Here is a 15,299-nt window from a genome sequence, read left to right on the forward strand (position 1 = left end):
AAAATTGACATTGAGGATATTAATAACAACCTTTTTTGTTTTAAGTACTACCGTGGTGTTTGCCCAAGCTGCCCGAAAATATTCTAACGAATTCATGAATATTGGGGTAGATGCTAAAGCCTTAGGAATGAGCCATTCGGTTACCGCACAAACCAACGATGTAAATGCAGGGTATTGGAATCCGGCCGGATTGGTACATTTAGACGACAACCAAATGGCCTTGATGCATTCCAGTTATTTTGCCAATATAGCTAATTACGACTATCTGGCTTATGCCATGCCTTTAGATAAAAAGAGTGCTGTTGGGATATCTTTAATTCGGTTTGCTGTAGATGATATTTTAGATACGACACAACTTATAGACGACGAAGGTAATATTAATTACGACAGAATCGAGCTGTTCTCTACAGCCGATTACGGCTTAACATTTTCGTATGCCCATAGTTTACCTTTAGATGGCTTAAATTACGGTATAAACGCGAAGGTTATTAGACGTATAATTGGCGATTTTGCGAATTCTTGGGGGTTTGGTTTAGACGCTGGAATACAATTTGAACGCAATACATGGAAATTCGGACTTATGGCGAGAGATATTACAACTACGTTTAACGCTTGGCAAATCGACGAAGAGAAGTTTCAGGATATCCAAGATGCCGTTGAAGGTCAAAATCAAGACTTGCCAGAAACTACCGAGATTACGATTCCTAAGCTACAATTTGGTATTTCTAAAACTTTTGTTTTTCATTACGATTATACCTTAGAAACCGCAGTAGATCTTCAATTTCGTTTTGAAGAAAATAACGACATAATTTCGTCTTCTTTTGTAAGCATTAATCCCGCTTTTGGTTTTGAGTTTGGTTATTTAGATATGGTGTATTTACGCGGTGGTATGGGGAACTTTCAAAACGAATTGCAATTAGATTATTCAGAACAGGTTACTTTTCAGCCTAGTTTTGGTGTTGGGTTTAATTATAAAGGCATACAAGTAGATTATGCGTTTACGGATATAGGCGACCAAAGTGTGGCCTTGTACTCGAATGTATTTTCCTTAACCATGGATTTTAGTATCTTTAGACGGTAATTACTAGGTTTTTATTTTGTGAAACGATTTTTACTAGCCCTCACTTCTGGATTTCTATTGGCTTTAAGCTGGCCAACTTATGGTATTCCGGTATTGTTATTTTTCGCTTTTGTTCCCTTACTTATTGTTAATCAGCAGCTCATTCAGCAGCAAGTACCTTATAAAGGGTGGAAACTATTCGGATATAGTTATTTGTCTTTTGTTATTTGGAACTACATTACTACAAACTGGTTGCAGTATGCCGATATTTTTGGAGCAGCTTTTGCCATTTTAGTTAATAGTGCATTAATGGCGCTAGTTTGGGTTTTTTATCAGAAATTAGCCGTTAGAACATCTTTAAATAAAGCACTTTGGTTTTTAATTGCTCTTTGGATTTGTTTCGAGAAATTACATTTAGGATGGGAGTTTTCTTGGCCTTGGTTGAATTTAGGGAATGCGTTTGCCGATTATCCAAAATGGATTCAATGGTACGAATTTACAGGTACTTTTGGCGGTACCCTTTGGGTTTGGATTGTTAATGCGCTATGGTTTAAAGCGTATATAAACTATACCGAAACTAAAACTAAAGCCATAATAACATCGGCGAGTATTTGGACGGTAATTATTGTAAGTGTTCCAATACTTTTAAGTGTTTGGAGGTATTATACTTATGAATTGCCAACCGAAACTATTGAAGCTGTTGTGTTACAACCCAATATAGACCCGTATCACGAAAAATATAACACGACAAACGATCGTGTAGAAACATTATTGGAGTCGTTAGCTGTACCCCAATTAACAGAGCAGACAAATGTTTTGGTAACTCCAGAAACCGTTTTGGCAGAGAGTTATGGAGTCGATTTAACCAAATTTGAACGTAGCCCAGAATATTTTAGAGCCAAACAGTTTGTGTATAAATATCCAAATTTAAATTATCTTTTAGGGTTTCAGTTTTACCAAAAACACTCTAGCGAAGCAACTATTTTGCCGACTTCTAATAAGTATAACGATCATTTGTGGATAGATTATTTTAATTCGGCGGCACATATAAGTAACAATTCGAATTACGATGTGTACCATAAATCGAAATTGGTTGTAGGGGTAGAGAATTTTCCGTATCAGAGCGTATTAAAGCCTATAATTGGCGATGCCATGTTAGATCTGGGCGGCACCGTAGCTATGAAAACCACGCAGGAAGAACGCAGTGTGTTTCAATTAAAAAATACACCGTATAGTATTGCTCCAATTATTTGTTACGAATCGGTATACGGCGAATTTGTTACTGGTTATGTTAGGGCAGGAGCCCATGTGCTGGCCATAATGACCAACGATGCTTGGTGGGGCAATACCCAAGGGCACAAACAGCATTTAAGTTATGCGCGATTACGTGCTATTGAAACAAGACGTTCTATTGCGAGAAGTGCCAATACAGGAATATCGGCTTTTTTGACGCCTAAAGGGGATGTTGTAGCGACCTTAGCTTATGATACTCAAGGAGCGTTAAAAGCGCAATTACCAGTACATTCGGGGCAAACGTTTTACGTGAGCTATGGAGATTTTATTGCACGTATTAGTATGTTTTTGGCTTTAGGATTATTTGTAATTACTTTTTTTAGGCGACCAAGACGCTAAGGGATCTAATCTAAAAATCTAATTTCTTTTTTCGTAATTCGAAATTCTGCCCCAAATAAACTTTTCGTACCATTTCGTCGTTAGCTAATTCTTCAGGTTCACCTGCTTTTAAAATGCTTCCTTCAAACATTAAATAGGTACGGTCTGTAATGGCTAACGTTTCCTGTACGTTGTGGTCTGTAATAAGAATACCAATGTTTTTTTGTGTTAATTGAGCAACAATGCGTTGTATATCTTCAACAGCCACGGGGTCTACACCTGCAAAAGGTTCGTCTAAAAGAATAAAACTAGGGTCGGTGGCCAAAGCACGGGCAATTTCTGTTCGACGGCGCTCGCCACCAGATAATAAATCACCTCGGTTTTTACGAATATGCCCTAAACTAAACTCTTCAATTAAAGATTCCATTTTAAGATGTTGTTCTTTTTTGCTGAGTTTGGTAAGCTGTAATACACTTAAAATATTATCTTCTATACTCAATTTTCTAAATACCGAAGCTTCCTGCGCCAAATACCCTATACCGTTTTGCGCCCTTTTATACATAGGAAACTTTGTAATGTTGGTGTTTTCTAAATGTATGGTTCCGCCATTAGGTTTAATAAGGCCAACAATCATATAAAACGATGTGGTTTTTCCTGCGCCATTTGGCCCTAAAAGTCCAACGATTTCTCCTTGGTTTACTTCTAGAGAAACGTCTTTTACCACTTTTCGTCCGTTATAGGACTTCATTAAATGTTCTGCTTTTAATTTCACGTTATATGTGTTGTACGGTTATTAAAGAGACTAAAGTACTAAAAAATTAGGTTTATATTATTGGTTTTGCTCTTCTAGGGCATCCCAAAACTCGTAAGCACGACGTAAATGCGGAATTACAATGGTGCCACCTACAAGAGTTGCAATACTTAACGACTCTACAACTTCGGCTTTTGTAAGACCTGCTTTGTATGCTGTTTCTAAATGGTATTTAATACAGTCGTCGCAGCGCAGTACGGTAGAAGCTACAAGGCCAAGCAATTCTTTTGTTTTAACATCTAAGGCGCCTTCTTGATAGGCATTGGTGTCTAGATTAAAAATACGTTTTATAATCTTGTTATTATCGCTTAAAATGCGGTCGTTCATTTTTGTGCGATAGTCGTTAAATTCGTTTACAATATCAGACATTTTTAATGGATTTAGATTTAGAATTTTGACGTTTAGTTACAAATCGTGCTATAATGATACTTACTTCGTAAAGAATTAAAACAGGAATAGCTACGATTACTTGACTAGCAATATCTGGAGGCGTAATAATGGCCGAAACAATAAGCACGATAACCAGAGCGAATTTTCTGTATTTTTTAAGAAATTCGGGAGTAATTACACCAACTTTAGCTAAGAAATAAATGATGATGGGCAATTCGAATATGATTCCGCAAGCAATAACAGACGATCGTATTAAACTGATGTAGCTGCTCAAGTCGAAGTCGTTGTGTACTTTACTACTCACTTGATAAGTCCCTAAAAAGTTAATCGATAACGGACAGATAACGTAGTAGCCAAATAACACGCCTAAAAAGAATAAGATAGACGATATAATAATAAAACCTCTAGAATGTTTACGTTCGTTAGGATGCAGTCCAGGGCTAATAAAACGCCATAATTCGTATAAAATATAGGGGAACGCTATAATGAAACCAGCAGTTACGGCAGTCCATAAATGCGCGGAAAACTGTCCAGCCATGGTTCGGCTTTGTATTTCGAAAGCTGCTTCGTTAAAACAAAAACTATCGTCTAAACCTAAAGATTGCGAAATAGAGCACAAAATATCGTAGGTAAAAAACGTAGGCTTTGTAGGCCCAAATATTAGGGTGTCAAAAATAAAACCTTTGGCAATAAAAGCAGCAATTGCGGCTATAAAAACAGCAACAACGGCTCTTATTAAATGCCATCTTAATTCTTCGAGATGATCTAAAAACGACATCTCGTTAACATTTTTCTTTACTTTCTTGGCCATTAGATAATACCCTCCTTAATTAAATCGTGTAAATGTACTACTCCAGCATAAGTATTTTGGTCTGTGGTAACTAACAATTGAGAAATGTCGTTGGTTTCCATCATTTCTAAAGCATCTACAGCCATCGCGTTTTCGTTGATGGTTTTTGGCGATTTGCCCATAATATCTTTAGCTGTTAATGGTAAAAAGTTTTCGGTTTTAGTTAACATGCGTCTTAAATCACCATCGGTAATTATACCTATTACTTTTTGATTTTCGATTACAGCGGTAACTCCTAACATGTTTTTAGAAATGGTTATAATCACCTCTTTAATATTGGTGTCGGGTTGCACTTCGGGTTTGTTGTTTACCGAAGCAATATCAGACACTCTTAAATATAGCTTTTTACCCAAAGCCCCACCTGGATGGTATTTTGCAAAATCGCGACTGGAAAATCCGCGGTGTTCTAATAAACATACGGCAAGTGCATCGCCCATAACTAACTGCGCAGTTGTACTTGTGGTAGGGGCTAAATTATTCGGGCAGGCTTCTTTTTCCACATAAGTGTTTAACACATAATCTGCTTGTTGGCCAAGAAAAGAATCTGTATTACCTGTAATACCTATAAGTTTGTTATTAGCACTTTTAATTAATGGAATAAGCACTTTTATTTCTGGTGTATTACCACTTTTAGAAATGCAAATTACCACGTCGTCTTCTAAGATTAATCCTAAATCGCCGTGTATGGCATCGGCGGCGTGCATGAATATTGCGGGTGTTCCGGTGGAGTTTAAAGTTGCTACAATTTTGGTAGCAATTATGGCACTTTTGCCTATTCCGGTTATAATAACACGACCTTTAGAGTTGTAAATTAATTCTACAACATTGACAAAGTCGTCATTTATAAAAGATTTTAAGTTTAAAATAGCCTGACCTTCCATCTCAATCGCTTGAGTAGCAGTGTGTACGATGGCATGATTCTTGTTCAAAATTTAATGTTTTTTTGGGTTGATGCTTTTAAAGATTTTATTATCTTTAATCTAACGCGAACTTCTGAATTTAGATTTCCGTTAGAATTGGCTACAAAACTAACGAAAAAAATAATGAGGGTTCTCGAAATACACTACGAATTAACTAATAGCTAACATAATTTTTGGTGTATGAATAATGTAATTTAATTTAAAAAACAATTCATGTCTAAAGTTGAAATTGACTTGCATTCGGCACTTAAAAAACATTTTGGGTTTAATGCCTTTAAAGGCTTACAAGAAGCAGTAATAGAAAGTTTGCTGTCTGGTAAAAACACCTTTGTTATTATGCCGACTGGAGGGGGTAAATCGTTATGTTACCAACTTCCTGCACTTATGCAAGACGGTACTGCGATTATTGTCTCGCCTTTAATCGCACTTATGAAAAATCAAGTAGATGCTATTCGTGGCATTTCAAACGAAGAAGGGATTGCCCATGTTTTGAATTCCTCTTTAAACAAAACAGAAATTAAACGGGTTAAAAAAGACATTACCGATGGCGTTACCAAATTACTATATGTAGCACCAGAATCTTTAACTAAAGAAGAAAACGTAGACTTTTTAAAATCTGTAAAAATATCTTTCCTGGCGGTAGATGAAGCCCATTGTATTAGTGAATGGGGGCACGATTTTAGGCCAGAGTACAGAAATTTAAGGCAAATTATTAAGCGTATAGGAGACGATATTCCAATTATTGGGCTTACCGCAACAGCCACTCCTAAGGTTCAAGAAGATATTCTTAAAAACTTAGGTATTAGCGATGCAGTTACATTTAAAGCATCGTTTAACAGACCTAACTTATATTACGAAGTACGCCCAAAGACCAAGCAGGTAGATAGCGATATTATTCGTTTTATAAAACAACACGAAGGAAAATCGGGGATTGTATATTGCTTAAGCAGAAAGCGTGTAGAAGAACTGGCGCAAGTGCTACAGGTAAATGGCATAAAAGCCTTGCCGTATCATGCCGGTTTAGACGCTAAAACCCGTGTGAAGCATCAAGATATGTTTTTAATGGAAGATGTAGATGTTGTTGTGGCTACCATTGCCTTTGGTATGGGGATAGACAAACCAGACGTGCGGTTTGTTATCCATCACGATATTCCTAAAAGTATAGAGAGTTATTACCAAGAAACAGGTCGCGCTGGCCGCGATGGTGGCGAAGGACATTGTTTGGCTTATTATTCGTATAAAGACATCGAAAAATTAGAAAAATTCATGTCAGGTAAACCTGTGGCAGAGCAAGAAATTGGGCATGCCTTATTACAGGAAGTTGTAGCTTTTGCAGAAACATCGATATCCAGACGAAAATTTATTCTACATTATTTTGGTGAAGAATTCGATAATGAAACTGGAGAAGGTGGCGATATGGATGATAATGTAAGACATCCTAAAAAACAGCACGAAGCCAAAGACGATGTAAAGCTACTTTTAGAAACCATTAAAAAGACTAAAGAAAAATACAAATCGAAAGATTTGGTTAACGTGTTGGTGGGTAAAGCCAATGCGCTTATTAAATCGCATAAAACCGATGAGCAACCTTTTTTTGGTAAAGGTAAAGACCAAACCGATAAATACTGGATGGCTTTGGTACGACAAGTATTGGTTGCTGGTTACCTTAAAAAGGATATCGAAACTTACGGTGTGTTAAAATTAAACGATAGTGGTAAAGCATTTGTTAAGCAACCAGAATCGTTTATGATGACCGAAGACCACGAGTACAGCGAAACCCAAGATGATGGTGTTATTACCATGGCTAAAGGTGGTGGTGCTAGTGCCGACGAGGCTTTAATACGGTTGTTAAAAGATTTGCGTAAGAAAAATGCCAAAAAATTAGGTGTTCCACCTTTTGTTATTTTTCAAGATCCTTCTTTGGAAGATATGGCTTTAAAATATCCCATGACGATTGCTGAGCTATCTAATGTACATGGCGTAGGCGAAGGTAAAGCCAAAAAATACGGTAAAGACTTTGTAGATCTAATTGCTAATTATGTTGAAGAACACGATATTGTAAGACCCGAAGATCTTGTAGTAAAATCTACTGGATTAAATTCTGGACTAAAATTATATATCATTCAAAATATCGATCGTAAATTACCATTAGATGATATTGCAGCTGCTAAAGGCATGGAAATGGCCGACTTTATTAAAGAAATGGAAGCTATTGTGTTTTCTGGCACAAAATTAAATATCGATTATTGGATTGATGATATTTTAGATGAAGACCAGCAAGAAGAAATTCACGATTATTTCATGGAATCGGAAACCGATAAAATAGATGTTGCCATTGAAGAATTTGATGGCGATTACGACGATGAAGAATTGCGTTTGTATCGTATAAAATTTATTAGTGAGGTGGCAAATTAGCTGCTTTCAGTTCGAGAAAATTAGAAAAAAACGAGGGTTTTAAAAGTTAATCTTTCGTCAATCTGAATTTATTTCAGATTCTCATTATTATTGATTTTAAATAAGATGAGATTCTGTGTCAAGCACAGAATGACGCACTGTTAAACTTTTAAAAGCCTCGTTTTATATAAAGCCTTTTATTATTTGCTTAATTTCCAGACAAAGTATAACATTGTTTGGCTATTTCTAATTCTTCATTGGTAGGGATAACCAGAATTTTGGTTTTAGAATCGGTTGTGCTAATCGTTCTAATTTCCGGACTGCGAATGGCGTTAAGCTCTTCATCTAAAATCAAATTAAAATACGACATATCTTTACATACTAATTGTCGCATTGTTGCACTGTTTTCGCCAATACCAGCTGTAAATACTATGGCATCTAAACCGTTCATTGCAGCGGTATAGCTACCAATATATTTTTTTATTCGGTATGCATTCATTTCTAAAGCTAGGGTGCAATTCTTATCGCCTTTAGCGGCTTTAGCTTCTATATCTCTTAAATCGCTATGCCCGGTTAGCCCTAGCATACCGCTTTTTTTCTGAAGTACAGTATTAACGTCTTTTAAAGTATATCCTAAATTATCAACCATATGAAAAATTAAACCGTGGTCTATATCGCCACTTCGAGTTCCCATAATTAAACCATTGGTCGGACTAAACCCTAAGGAGTGATCTATACTTTTGCCATTGTGTACGGCGGTCATACTACAGCCGTTTCCTAAATGAATGACAATAATTTTTGAGGTTTGTAATTGTAAGTATTCTATAGCTTTTTCTGAAACGTATTTGTGACTTGTGCCATGAAAACCGTACAACCTAACTTTGTGATCGTTTAAAAGTTCGTTTGGAATGGCGTATTTGTAGGCTTTTTCTGGAATTGTTTGGTGAAAGGCGGTATCGAACACCGCTACTTGTGTCGCTTTTGGGAACATATTTTCTGCTACGACGATACCTTCGTAATTAGATGGGTTATGAAGCGGCGCTAAAGAGAATAAACTTTTAATTTTATCTTTCACTTTTTTATCGATTACAGTAGTGTCTGTAAATGTGCTACCGCCATGTACCACCCGATGTCCAATAATGGCAATATCATCGGTAGATTGTATAACGCCTACTTTTCGGTCTAATAAAAGATCTACTATTTTTTCTAAACCTACGCTGTGGTTTTGTATTTCCGTTAAAGTATCTATTGCATTCGTCTCTGTTTTGTAATGTAATTCGGCGTTGTAAAGTCCAATGCGTTCTACCAAACCAGAAGCAATAACAATTTTGGAAGGCATTTCTATAAGTTGAAATTTAATAGATGAGCTTCCGGAGTTAATAACGAGTATTTTCATAATAAATTAAAGTGTTGTAAGGCTGTTTAATTAAAGGCCTTGTGCTTGTATAGCAGTTAAAACTACGGTGTTAAAGACGTCGTCTACGGTACATCCTCGGCTTAAATCGTTAACGGGTTTATTAAGCCCTTGTAACATTGGACCAATAGCCAAAGCGCCTGTTTCTCTTTGTACGGCTTTATAGGTGTTGTTTCCTGTGTTAAGGTCTGGGAATATAAGCACTGTGGCCTGTCCTGCAACTTCGGAGCCAGGCATTTTACTTTTACCGACATTCAAATCAACTGCGGCATCGTATTGTATTGGACCTTCTATTTTTAGGTCAGGACATTTTTGTTTTACAATTTCTGTGGCTTCTCGCACTTTTTCTACATCGGCACCTTGTCCAGAGGTTCCCGAAGAATACGATAACATGGCAACTCTAGGTTCTATACCAAAGGCAGCGGCACTGTGGGCCGATGATATGGCAATTTCTGCCAATTGTGCGGCATTAGGATTTGGGTTAATAGCGCAATCTCCAAATACAGAAACGCGATCGTCTAGGCACATAAAGAATACCGATGATACGATAGAGCAACCAGGTTTAGTTTTTATAAATTGTAAAGCAGGACGAATGGTGTGTTGCGTCGTGTGTATTGCACCCGATACCATGCCATCGGCATCGCCCTTATAAATCATCATTGTTGCAAAATACGAGACATCGTTCATCATATCCCGAGCCATATCCATATTTACATTTTTGTGCTTGCGGAGCTCGTAGAAGGTGTTTACATAATCTTCGAATTTACTGTACGAAGCAGGTAAAATAATCTGTACTTTCTTTAAATCAAACTGCAACCCAATTTCATTAACTTTAGCTTTTATGGCTTTTGGGTCGCCTAACAGCACAATGTCTACAATATCTAATACAGCCAAACGGGCGGCTGCTGTTAAAATTCTAGGATCTAGTGCTTCGGGAAGTACAATGCGTTTTTTATGTTTGAGTGCTTTTTGAATCAGGTTAAACTGAAACATTCTTGGGGTAATTACTTTATTTTCGAAAGAAGTTAATTTATCTAATAATCCTTCGGCAGAGACGTATTTCTGAAAGGTTTCTATAGAGGTTAATATTTTAGACTTGCTTTCGGCATAGATATTAGATTTTATATTACCAATTTTATGTGTGGTGTTAAAGGTGCCGTCGTTTACAGAAATTACAGGAACCACGGTAGATAAGCCATCTATTAATTGCAATATAGGCGGTTCTGGTTTTATGCCGCCAGTTAAAACAATACCAGAAATACTAGGGTAGTTGCTGGAAATATGTGCTTGCAACGAACCTAAAATTAAATCGGCGCGATCTCCTGGGGTTATTACAACAGAACCTTCTGTAATGTGGGTTAAAAAGTTGCGTAATTGCATAGCTCCCACAGCAAATTTACCCGATAAATTACTTAAATGTTCCTCGCCAAAGAGCACTTCTCCCTGGAGTGTGTCTTTTATTTCTTTCATTGTTGGCGATGCTAAAGACTTTACCATAGGTATGGTTAAAACTTCTACATGATCTGGCAGAAATTTTTGTAGCGCGGCGGTCAGAATATCGATGTTTTTAGGTTGTATTTTGTTAGCAATGAGGGCGATAACTTCAACATCTTCTTCTTTATATGTTTTATAAGCCATTTCCAAGCTGCTTGTAAACTCTTCTAGGGTTTTACCAACTCCGGTACTTACTAAAAGTGTAGGCAACCCTAGGTTTTTAGCAATATTAACATTCCAGTCGAATTCAAAAACACTACCTTCTCCAGTAAAGTCGGTACCTTCAACCAGTATAAAATCGTATTGCTCTTCTAAAGCTTTGTATTTTTTAATAATAATGTCTAGAGAATCACCTATTTTACCTGCATTTCTATTTTGCATAATTTCGTTACGGGTAAGGGCATAGGTGTCGGTATAAGGAATATCTAGATTAAAATGCGATAAAATGGTTTCTATGTGGTTATCGTGTTTACCTGATGCATCTTTATTAATTACAGGTCTAAAATAAGCTACTTTGGCTGTCTTTCCTAAAATGTTTTGCATTAGCCCTAGCGAGATGATAGATTTACCGCTGTTAGGTTCTAAAGTGGCAATGTAAAGTCCTTTATTCATTATATGAATTTTAATTTCCTACTAATTTAATGATTTTTAAGCGTTTTTTTTAACAGTTAGAATTAGAAATTTACTAACTATTAATATGGTATTAAAATGCAAAGGTCTACATTTTAGGATTGTTAAGTACTGATATTTGTCATGTTTTAAAGCTTAATTTACACGAGGTCCTTTTTTGAAATGCAGTTGATTTATATAAGTATGGCTTTCTAAATTTGAAAGTAAATTACGCCTTGTACAGAAGCTCATTTAACAACACGATAACGCAATAAGGCTTTTTATTGGCCAATCATTTTTTTATCTTTGCACCTCATTTAAAAAGAAACCAATGCAAGACGGATTATACGCCAAATTTAATACTACAAAAGGCGACATTTTAGTAGCTTTAGAGTTCGAGAAAACTCCAGGAACAGTTGGGAATTTTGTGGCTTTGGCCGAAGGTAATTTAGAAAACTCGGCTAAACCTCAAGGCAATCCTTATTATAACGGATTGAAATTTCACCGTGTGATTCCAGATTTTATGATTCAAGGTGGTTGCCCACAAGGTACAGGAACTGGAAATCCAGGATATCAATTCGATGACGAATTTCACCCAGAATTAAAACACGATCGCCCAGGTATATTATCTATGGCCAATGCAGGTCCAGGCACTAACGGGAGTCAGTTTTTTATCACGCACGTAGAAACCCCATGGTTAGACAACGCGCATACTGTTTTTGGGCATGTTGTAGAAGGACAAGAAGTAGTAGATGCTATTGCGCAAGGCGATGCAATCGAATCGTTAGAAATTATACGCGTAGGCGAAGCAGCAGAAGCGTTCCATGCTGTTGAAGCTTTTAGAACTTTTGAAGGTGCTCGCGAAAAACGTTTAGCAGAGGCTAAAGCGGCACAAGATGCCGAGTTAGATAAAATTGCGGCTGGTTTTAATAAAACCGATAGCGGATTGCGTTACCAAGTGCTTCAAGCGGCAAAAAGCGGAAAAAAAGCCAAGCAAGGCCAAACCGTTTCAGTACATTATAAAGGACAGTTAACAGACGGTACGGTTTTCGATTCTTCATATAAAAGAAAAGAACCAATAGAATTTCCTATAGGTGTTGGTCAAGTTATTCCAGGTTGGGATGAAGGTATTCAACTGTTAGAAGTTGGCGATAAGGCACGTTTAGTTATTCCGAGTACTTTGGGTTACGGGTCTCGCGGTGCAGGTGGTGTAATTCCGCCAGACGCTACACTTATTTTTGATGTAGAGCTTATGGATGTTAAATAATATCTATTAGAAATAGAACAAACTAAAGCTACCTAAAAAAGGTAGCTTTTTTTATGAATTGTAGTTTTTTTACCTTAAAAATATTTAACTTAATGGTTTGTAAATAAAACTATTATGAGGTGTAAAATTACGCTATTCTGTATTTTAATGTCTGCCATGGCTTGGGCTCAAGACCCATTTTTAACAGTGACTTCAAAAGATTCTGTAGGCGAGAAACCAAGATTTAAAAGTAGTTTGGGGGTTAATATGAAGCTGAATGGCTATTTAGATTTATATGGTGGGTTAAACGATAGCGAAACGTTTAATGTTGGGCGTATAAATGTATTCGGAACTAATGACGATAAAAGTCTGAAGGTAGATTTATACCAAACGCAATTGCAGCTTAAAACCACGTACATACAAAAAGATGGTCGGGTTATACAAGCAGTAGTAGAGTCTGATTTTTGGGGAGGCAATGGCCACATGAGATTGCGTAAAGCCTACGTAGAGACTACACACTGGCAAATTGGACAAACCTGGAATAATTTTGGAGATGAAGCACTTTGGCCAAATATTATGGAATGGGAAGGACCGCCATCGGGCATTTGGTTGCGTACACCACACATAAAATACATGAACACATTTGCGGATACTAGTTGGATTTACGAAGCGAGTTTAGAAGCTCCGATTAACACTAATTTTGCATACGAAGAATTACAACCATTGGTAGATGAAGCCGATCAGGTGTTTCCCGACATTACTTTTGCGATTAAACATAAACAGGATTGGGGGCACTTAAGAATGTCGTCCATTTTTAGAAGCGTACGCTATAAATTAAATGATGAAGTAGATAGTTTTGTTGGGTATGGACTAACCTTTAGCGGCATGTATAAGCCTAACAAAAATAGTTTCCAGTTTCAGATTGTGGGAGGTAAAGGCATTTCTGCCTATCTAACTACGGTTGCAGGAAGCGGTTACGATGGTTATCCGTCTAGCGGAGGCGATTTTGATGCCACGCCAGCTTTTGGCGGATGGGCCTCTTACGAATATTTTTTTACAGACAAATGGCATGCTAATGCGGTATTAGGGTTTACTCGATTTAATTTAGACGATTCCGAAAGGTTTATTGTTAACGAAACTACCGATATTGATGAGGTTTATTTAGAGGGCGATTTTGTCCATCAGCATTATTATGGTATTTTTAATGTGATGTACGATGCTTACGAACGCATGACAGTAGGTTTAGAGTTGGATTATGGAGTGAAGGATTTAGACATCTCTGGAGCTGTAAATACTGTTGATGGAAGCATTTCTAAAAGTTGTGATGCCATGCGAATAAGTTTTGGATTTATGTATTATTTTTAATTTAGATTATGGAAACTTCTGAAGAACAATTAAAATATCCAATCGGTCATTTTGAATGTCCCGATACAATTACAGAGCATCACCTAAAAACATGGGTAGCGGTTTTAGATGGTTATCCAAAACGTTTAAATGCCTTAGTGAAGCCTTTAACCGATTATCAATTAGATTCTGAGTACCGTCCAGGCGGTTGGACGATTAGACAAGTGGTACACCATATAGCCGATAGCCACCATCATAGTTATACGCGGTTTAAATGGAGTTTAACAGAAGATACGCCGTTAATTAAAGCCTATAATCAAGACGAGTGGGCTAAGTTAGAAGATACGAAACACGCACCTGTAAGTATGTCTTTATTGCACATAGAAGCCATTCATAAAAAATTGGTGTATTTAATACGAACGTTATCCGAAACCGATTTAAACAAAAGTTTTGTGCATCCCGAAACGCAAAAAACGGTACCGCTAAAAGAAAATATAGGTATTTATGCTTGGCATAGTAACCATCATTACGCCCATATTTTAAAAGCTCTAGAACGCAAAGGGTGGATTACGATTTAAACCACTTAATATTGCAGCCAATACTTGGTTTTTGTGGCTGGGTATTTTCCACATTGTTTAAAATACAATTTAGGGCATGTCTAATGGCTTCTCCTGTAACTGGTATATTGTTTCCAGGCCTAGAATCGTCTAGCTGCCCGCGATATTGCAGTTTTAAAGCGGCATCGAATACATAAAAGTCAGGTGTGCAGGCTGCATCATAAGCTTTTGCAACGTCTTGGGTTTTATCGTATAAATAAGGGAAATTATAACCTTTAACAGCGGCATGTGCTTTCATTTTATCTGGGCCATCTTGCGGGTAATGTTCTACATCGTTACTGGAAATACCAATACAGTTTACACCTTCAGTTTTAAAGTCTTTTGCAAGATTTACCAATTCTGCATTTACATGTTTTACAAAAGGGCAGTGGTTGCATATAAAAAATAGTACTGTTGCTTTTTCGCCTTTAAGTTGGTCTAAAGACAAAACGGTATCCGAAATTGTATCTAATAGTTTAAAATCTGGTGCCTTAGTATTTAAAGGCATCATATTGGAAGGAGTATTGGCCATGATGTGAAATTTTTATCAAAGTTCGTAA

Annotated in this window: 13 protein-coding genes; 6 read left to right on the forward strand and 7 right to left on the reverse strand. The window is 36.9% G+C overall.

Going from position 1 to position 15,299, the window contains the following annotated elements:
* Window positions 1–10 precede the first annotated feature (10 nt).
* Window positions 11–1,081: a PorV/PorQ family protein gene (locus ACR9EA_RS07070; RefSeq protein WP_435139112.1), complete on the forward strand. Its 1,071-nt coding sequence runs from the start codon at window positions 11–13 to the stop codon at window positions 1,079–1,081.
* 18 nt (window positions 1,082–1,099) lie between these two features.
* Window positions 1,100–2,692, forward strand: a complete 1,593-nt coding sequence (gene lnt / locus ACR9EA_RS07075; protein ID WP_435139114.1) for an apolipoprotein N-acyltransferase — start codon at window positions 1,100–1,102, stop codon at window positions 2,690–2,692.
* A 10-nt stretch (window positions 2,693–2,702) separates the two neighbouring features.
* Here lnt and lptB read toward each other — a convergent pair whose 3' ends face one another.
* Genes lptB through ACR9EA_RS07095 form a run of 4 tightly spaced genes read right to left on the reverse strand, consistent with a single transcriptional unit; the run spans window position 2,703 to window position 5,603 of the window.
* Complete coding sequence (gene lptB / locus ACR9EA_RS07080) at window positions 2,703–3,443, reverse strand: LPS export ABC transporter ATP-binding protein (RefSeq protein WP_435139116.1); 741 nt, start codon at window positions 3,441–3,443, stop codon at window positions 2,703–2,705.
* A gap of 57 nt (window positions 3,444–3,500) precedes the next feature.
* On the reverse strand, window positions 3,501–3,851 hold the full coding sequence (locus ACR9EA_RS07085) for a carboxymuconolactone decarboxylase family protein (RefSeq protein ID WP_435139118.1): 351 nt from the start codon (window positions 3,849–3,851) through the stop codon (window positions 3,501–3,503).
* Window positions 3,844–4,683 carry a twin-arginine translocase subunit TatC gene (gene tatC / locus ACR9EA_RS07090; protein ID WP_435139120.1) on the reverse strand — a complete coding sequence of 280 codons (840 nt, stop codon included), beginning with the start codon at window positions 4,681–4,683 and terminating at the stop codon, window positions 3,844–3,846. The genes ACR9EA_RS07085 and tatC overlap by 8 nt, the downstream gene beginning before the upstream one ends.
* Window positions 4,683–5,603 (reverse strand): KpsF/GutQ family sugar-phosphate isomerase, encoded by a 921-nt coding sequence (locus ACR9EA_RS07095; RefSeq protein WP_435139845.1) that lies wholly within the window; start codon window positions 5,601–5,603, stop codon window positions 4,683–4,685. Before ACR9EA_RS07095 ends, tatC begins: the two co-directional genes overlap by 1 nt.
* Before the next feature lie 252 nt (window positions 5,604–5,855).
* Between ACR9EA_RS07095 and recQ the strand changes: the two genes are divergently transcribed.
* Window positions 5,856–8,057: a DNA helicase RecQ gene (recQ, locus tag ACR9EA_RS07100; protein ID WP_435139122.1), complete on the forward strand. Its 2,202-nt coding sequence runs from the start codon at window positions 5,856–5,858 to the stop codon at window positions 8,055–8,057.
* Between the two features lie 187 nt (window positions 8,058–8,244).
* On the opposite strand, the gene ACR9EA_RS07105 is transcribed toward recQ, so the two are convergent.
* Entirely contained in the window at window positions 8,245–9,432 is a 1,188-nt protein-coding gene (locus ACR9EA_RS07105) for an acetate/propionate family kinase (RefSeq protein ID WP_435139124.1), read from the reverse strand.
* A 30-nt stretch (window positions 9,433–9,462) separates the two neighbouring features.
* Complete coding sequence (gene pta, locus ACR9EA_RS07110) at window positions 9,463–11,556, reverse strand: phosphate acetyltransferase (protein WP_435139126.1); 2,094 nt, start codon at window positions 11,554–11,556, stop codon at window positions 9,463–9,465.
* Window positions 11,557–11,884: 328 nt separating this feature from the next.
* Here pta and ACR9EA_RS07115 point away from each other — a divergent pair, with 328 nt between their 5' ends.
* The 3 genes from ACR9EA_RS07115 (at window position 11,885) to ACR9EA_RS07125 (ending at window position 14,721) form a co-directional block, all read left to right on the forward strand.
* The gene (locus tag ACR9EA_RS07115) at window positions 11,885–12,820 is read left to right on the forward strand and encodes a peptidylprolyl isomerase (RefSeq protein ID WP_435139128.1); all 936 of its coding nucleotides are present in this window, start codon (window positions 11,885–11,887) and stop codon (window positions 12,818–12,820) included.
* Between the two features lie 114 nt (window positions 12,821–12,934).
* Window positions 12,935–14,164 carry a hypothetical protein gene (locus tag ACR9EA_RS07120; RefSeq protein ID WP_435139130.1) on the forward strand — a complete coding sequence of 410 codons (1,230 nt, stop codon included), beginning with the start codon at window positions 12,935–12,937 and terminating at the stop codon, window positions 14,162–14,164.
* An 8-nt stretch (window positions 14,165–14,172) separates the two neighbouring features.
* Window positions 14,173–14,721 carry a YfiT family bacillithiol transferase gene (locus tag ACR9EA_RS07125; RefSeq protein ID WP_435139132.1) on the forward strand — a complete coding sequence of 183 codons (549 nt, stop codon included), beginning with the start codon at window positions 14,173–14,175 and terminating at the stop codon, window positions 14,719–14,721.
* Here ACR9EA_RS07125 and ACR9EA_RS07130 read toward each other — a convergent pair.
* Window positions 14,711–15,271 (reverse strand): thioredoxin family protein, encoded by a 561-nt coding sequence (locus ACR9EA_RS07130; protein ID WP_435139134.1) that lies wholly within the window; start codon window positions 15,269–15,271, stop codon window positions 14,711–14,713. The genes ACR9EA_RS07125 and ACR9EA_RS07130 overlap by 11 nt on opposite strands.
* Between the last annotated feature and the right edge of the window lie 28 nt (window positions 15,272–15,299).

Origin of the sequence: Formosa sp. A9 (assembly GCF_051200825.1) — a bacterium.
Lineage (GTDB): Bacteria > Bacteroidota > Bacteroidia > Flavobacteriales > Flavobacteriaceae > Formosa.

Bases quoted from the DNA above. Each gene is read 5' to 3' on its own strand.
- ACR9EA_RS07085 (WP_435139118.1), bottom strand. From the start codon at position 3,851: ATGTCTGATATTGTAAACGAATTTAACGACTATCGCACAAAAATGAAC.
- tatC (WP_435139120.1), bottom strand. From the start codon at position 4,683: ATGGCCAAGAAAGTAAAGAAAAATGTTAACGAGATGTCGTTTTTAGAT.
- ACR9EA_RS07095 (WP_435139845.1), bottom strand. From the start codon at position 5,603: ATGGAAGGTCAGGCTATTTTAAACTTAAAATCTTTTATAAATGACGAC.
- recQ (WP_435139122.1), top strand. From the start codon at position 5,856: ATGTCTAAAGTTGAAATTGACTTGCATTCGGCACTTAAAAAACATTTT.
- ACR9EA_RS07105 (WP_435139124.1), bottom strand. From the start codon at position 9,432: ATGAAAATACTCGTTATTAACTCCGGAAGCTCATCTATTAAATTTCAA.
- pta (WP_435139126.1), bottom strand. From the start codon at position 11,556: ATGAATAAAGGACTTTACATTGCCACTTTAGAACCTAACAGCGGTAAA.
- ACR9EA_RS07115 (WP_435139128.1), top strand. From the start codon at position 11,885: ATGCAAGACGGATTATACGCCAAATTTAATACTACAAAAGGCGACATT.
- ACR9EA_RS07120 (WP_435139130.1), top strand. From the start codon at position 12,935: ATGAGGTGTAAAATTACGCTATTCTGTATTTTAATGTCTGCCATGGCT.
- ACR9EA_RS07125 (WP_435139132.1), top strand. From the start codon at position 14,173: ATGGAAACTTCTGAAGAACAATTAAAATATCCAATCGGTCATTTTGAA.
- ACR9EA_RS07130 (WP_435139134.1), bottom strand. From the start codon at position 15,271: ATGGCCAATACTCCTTCCAATATGATGCCTTTAAATACTAAGGCACCA.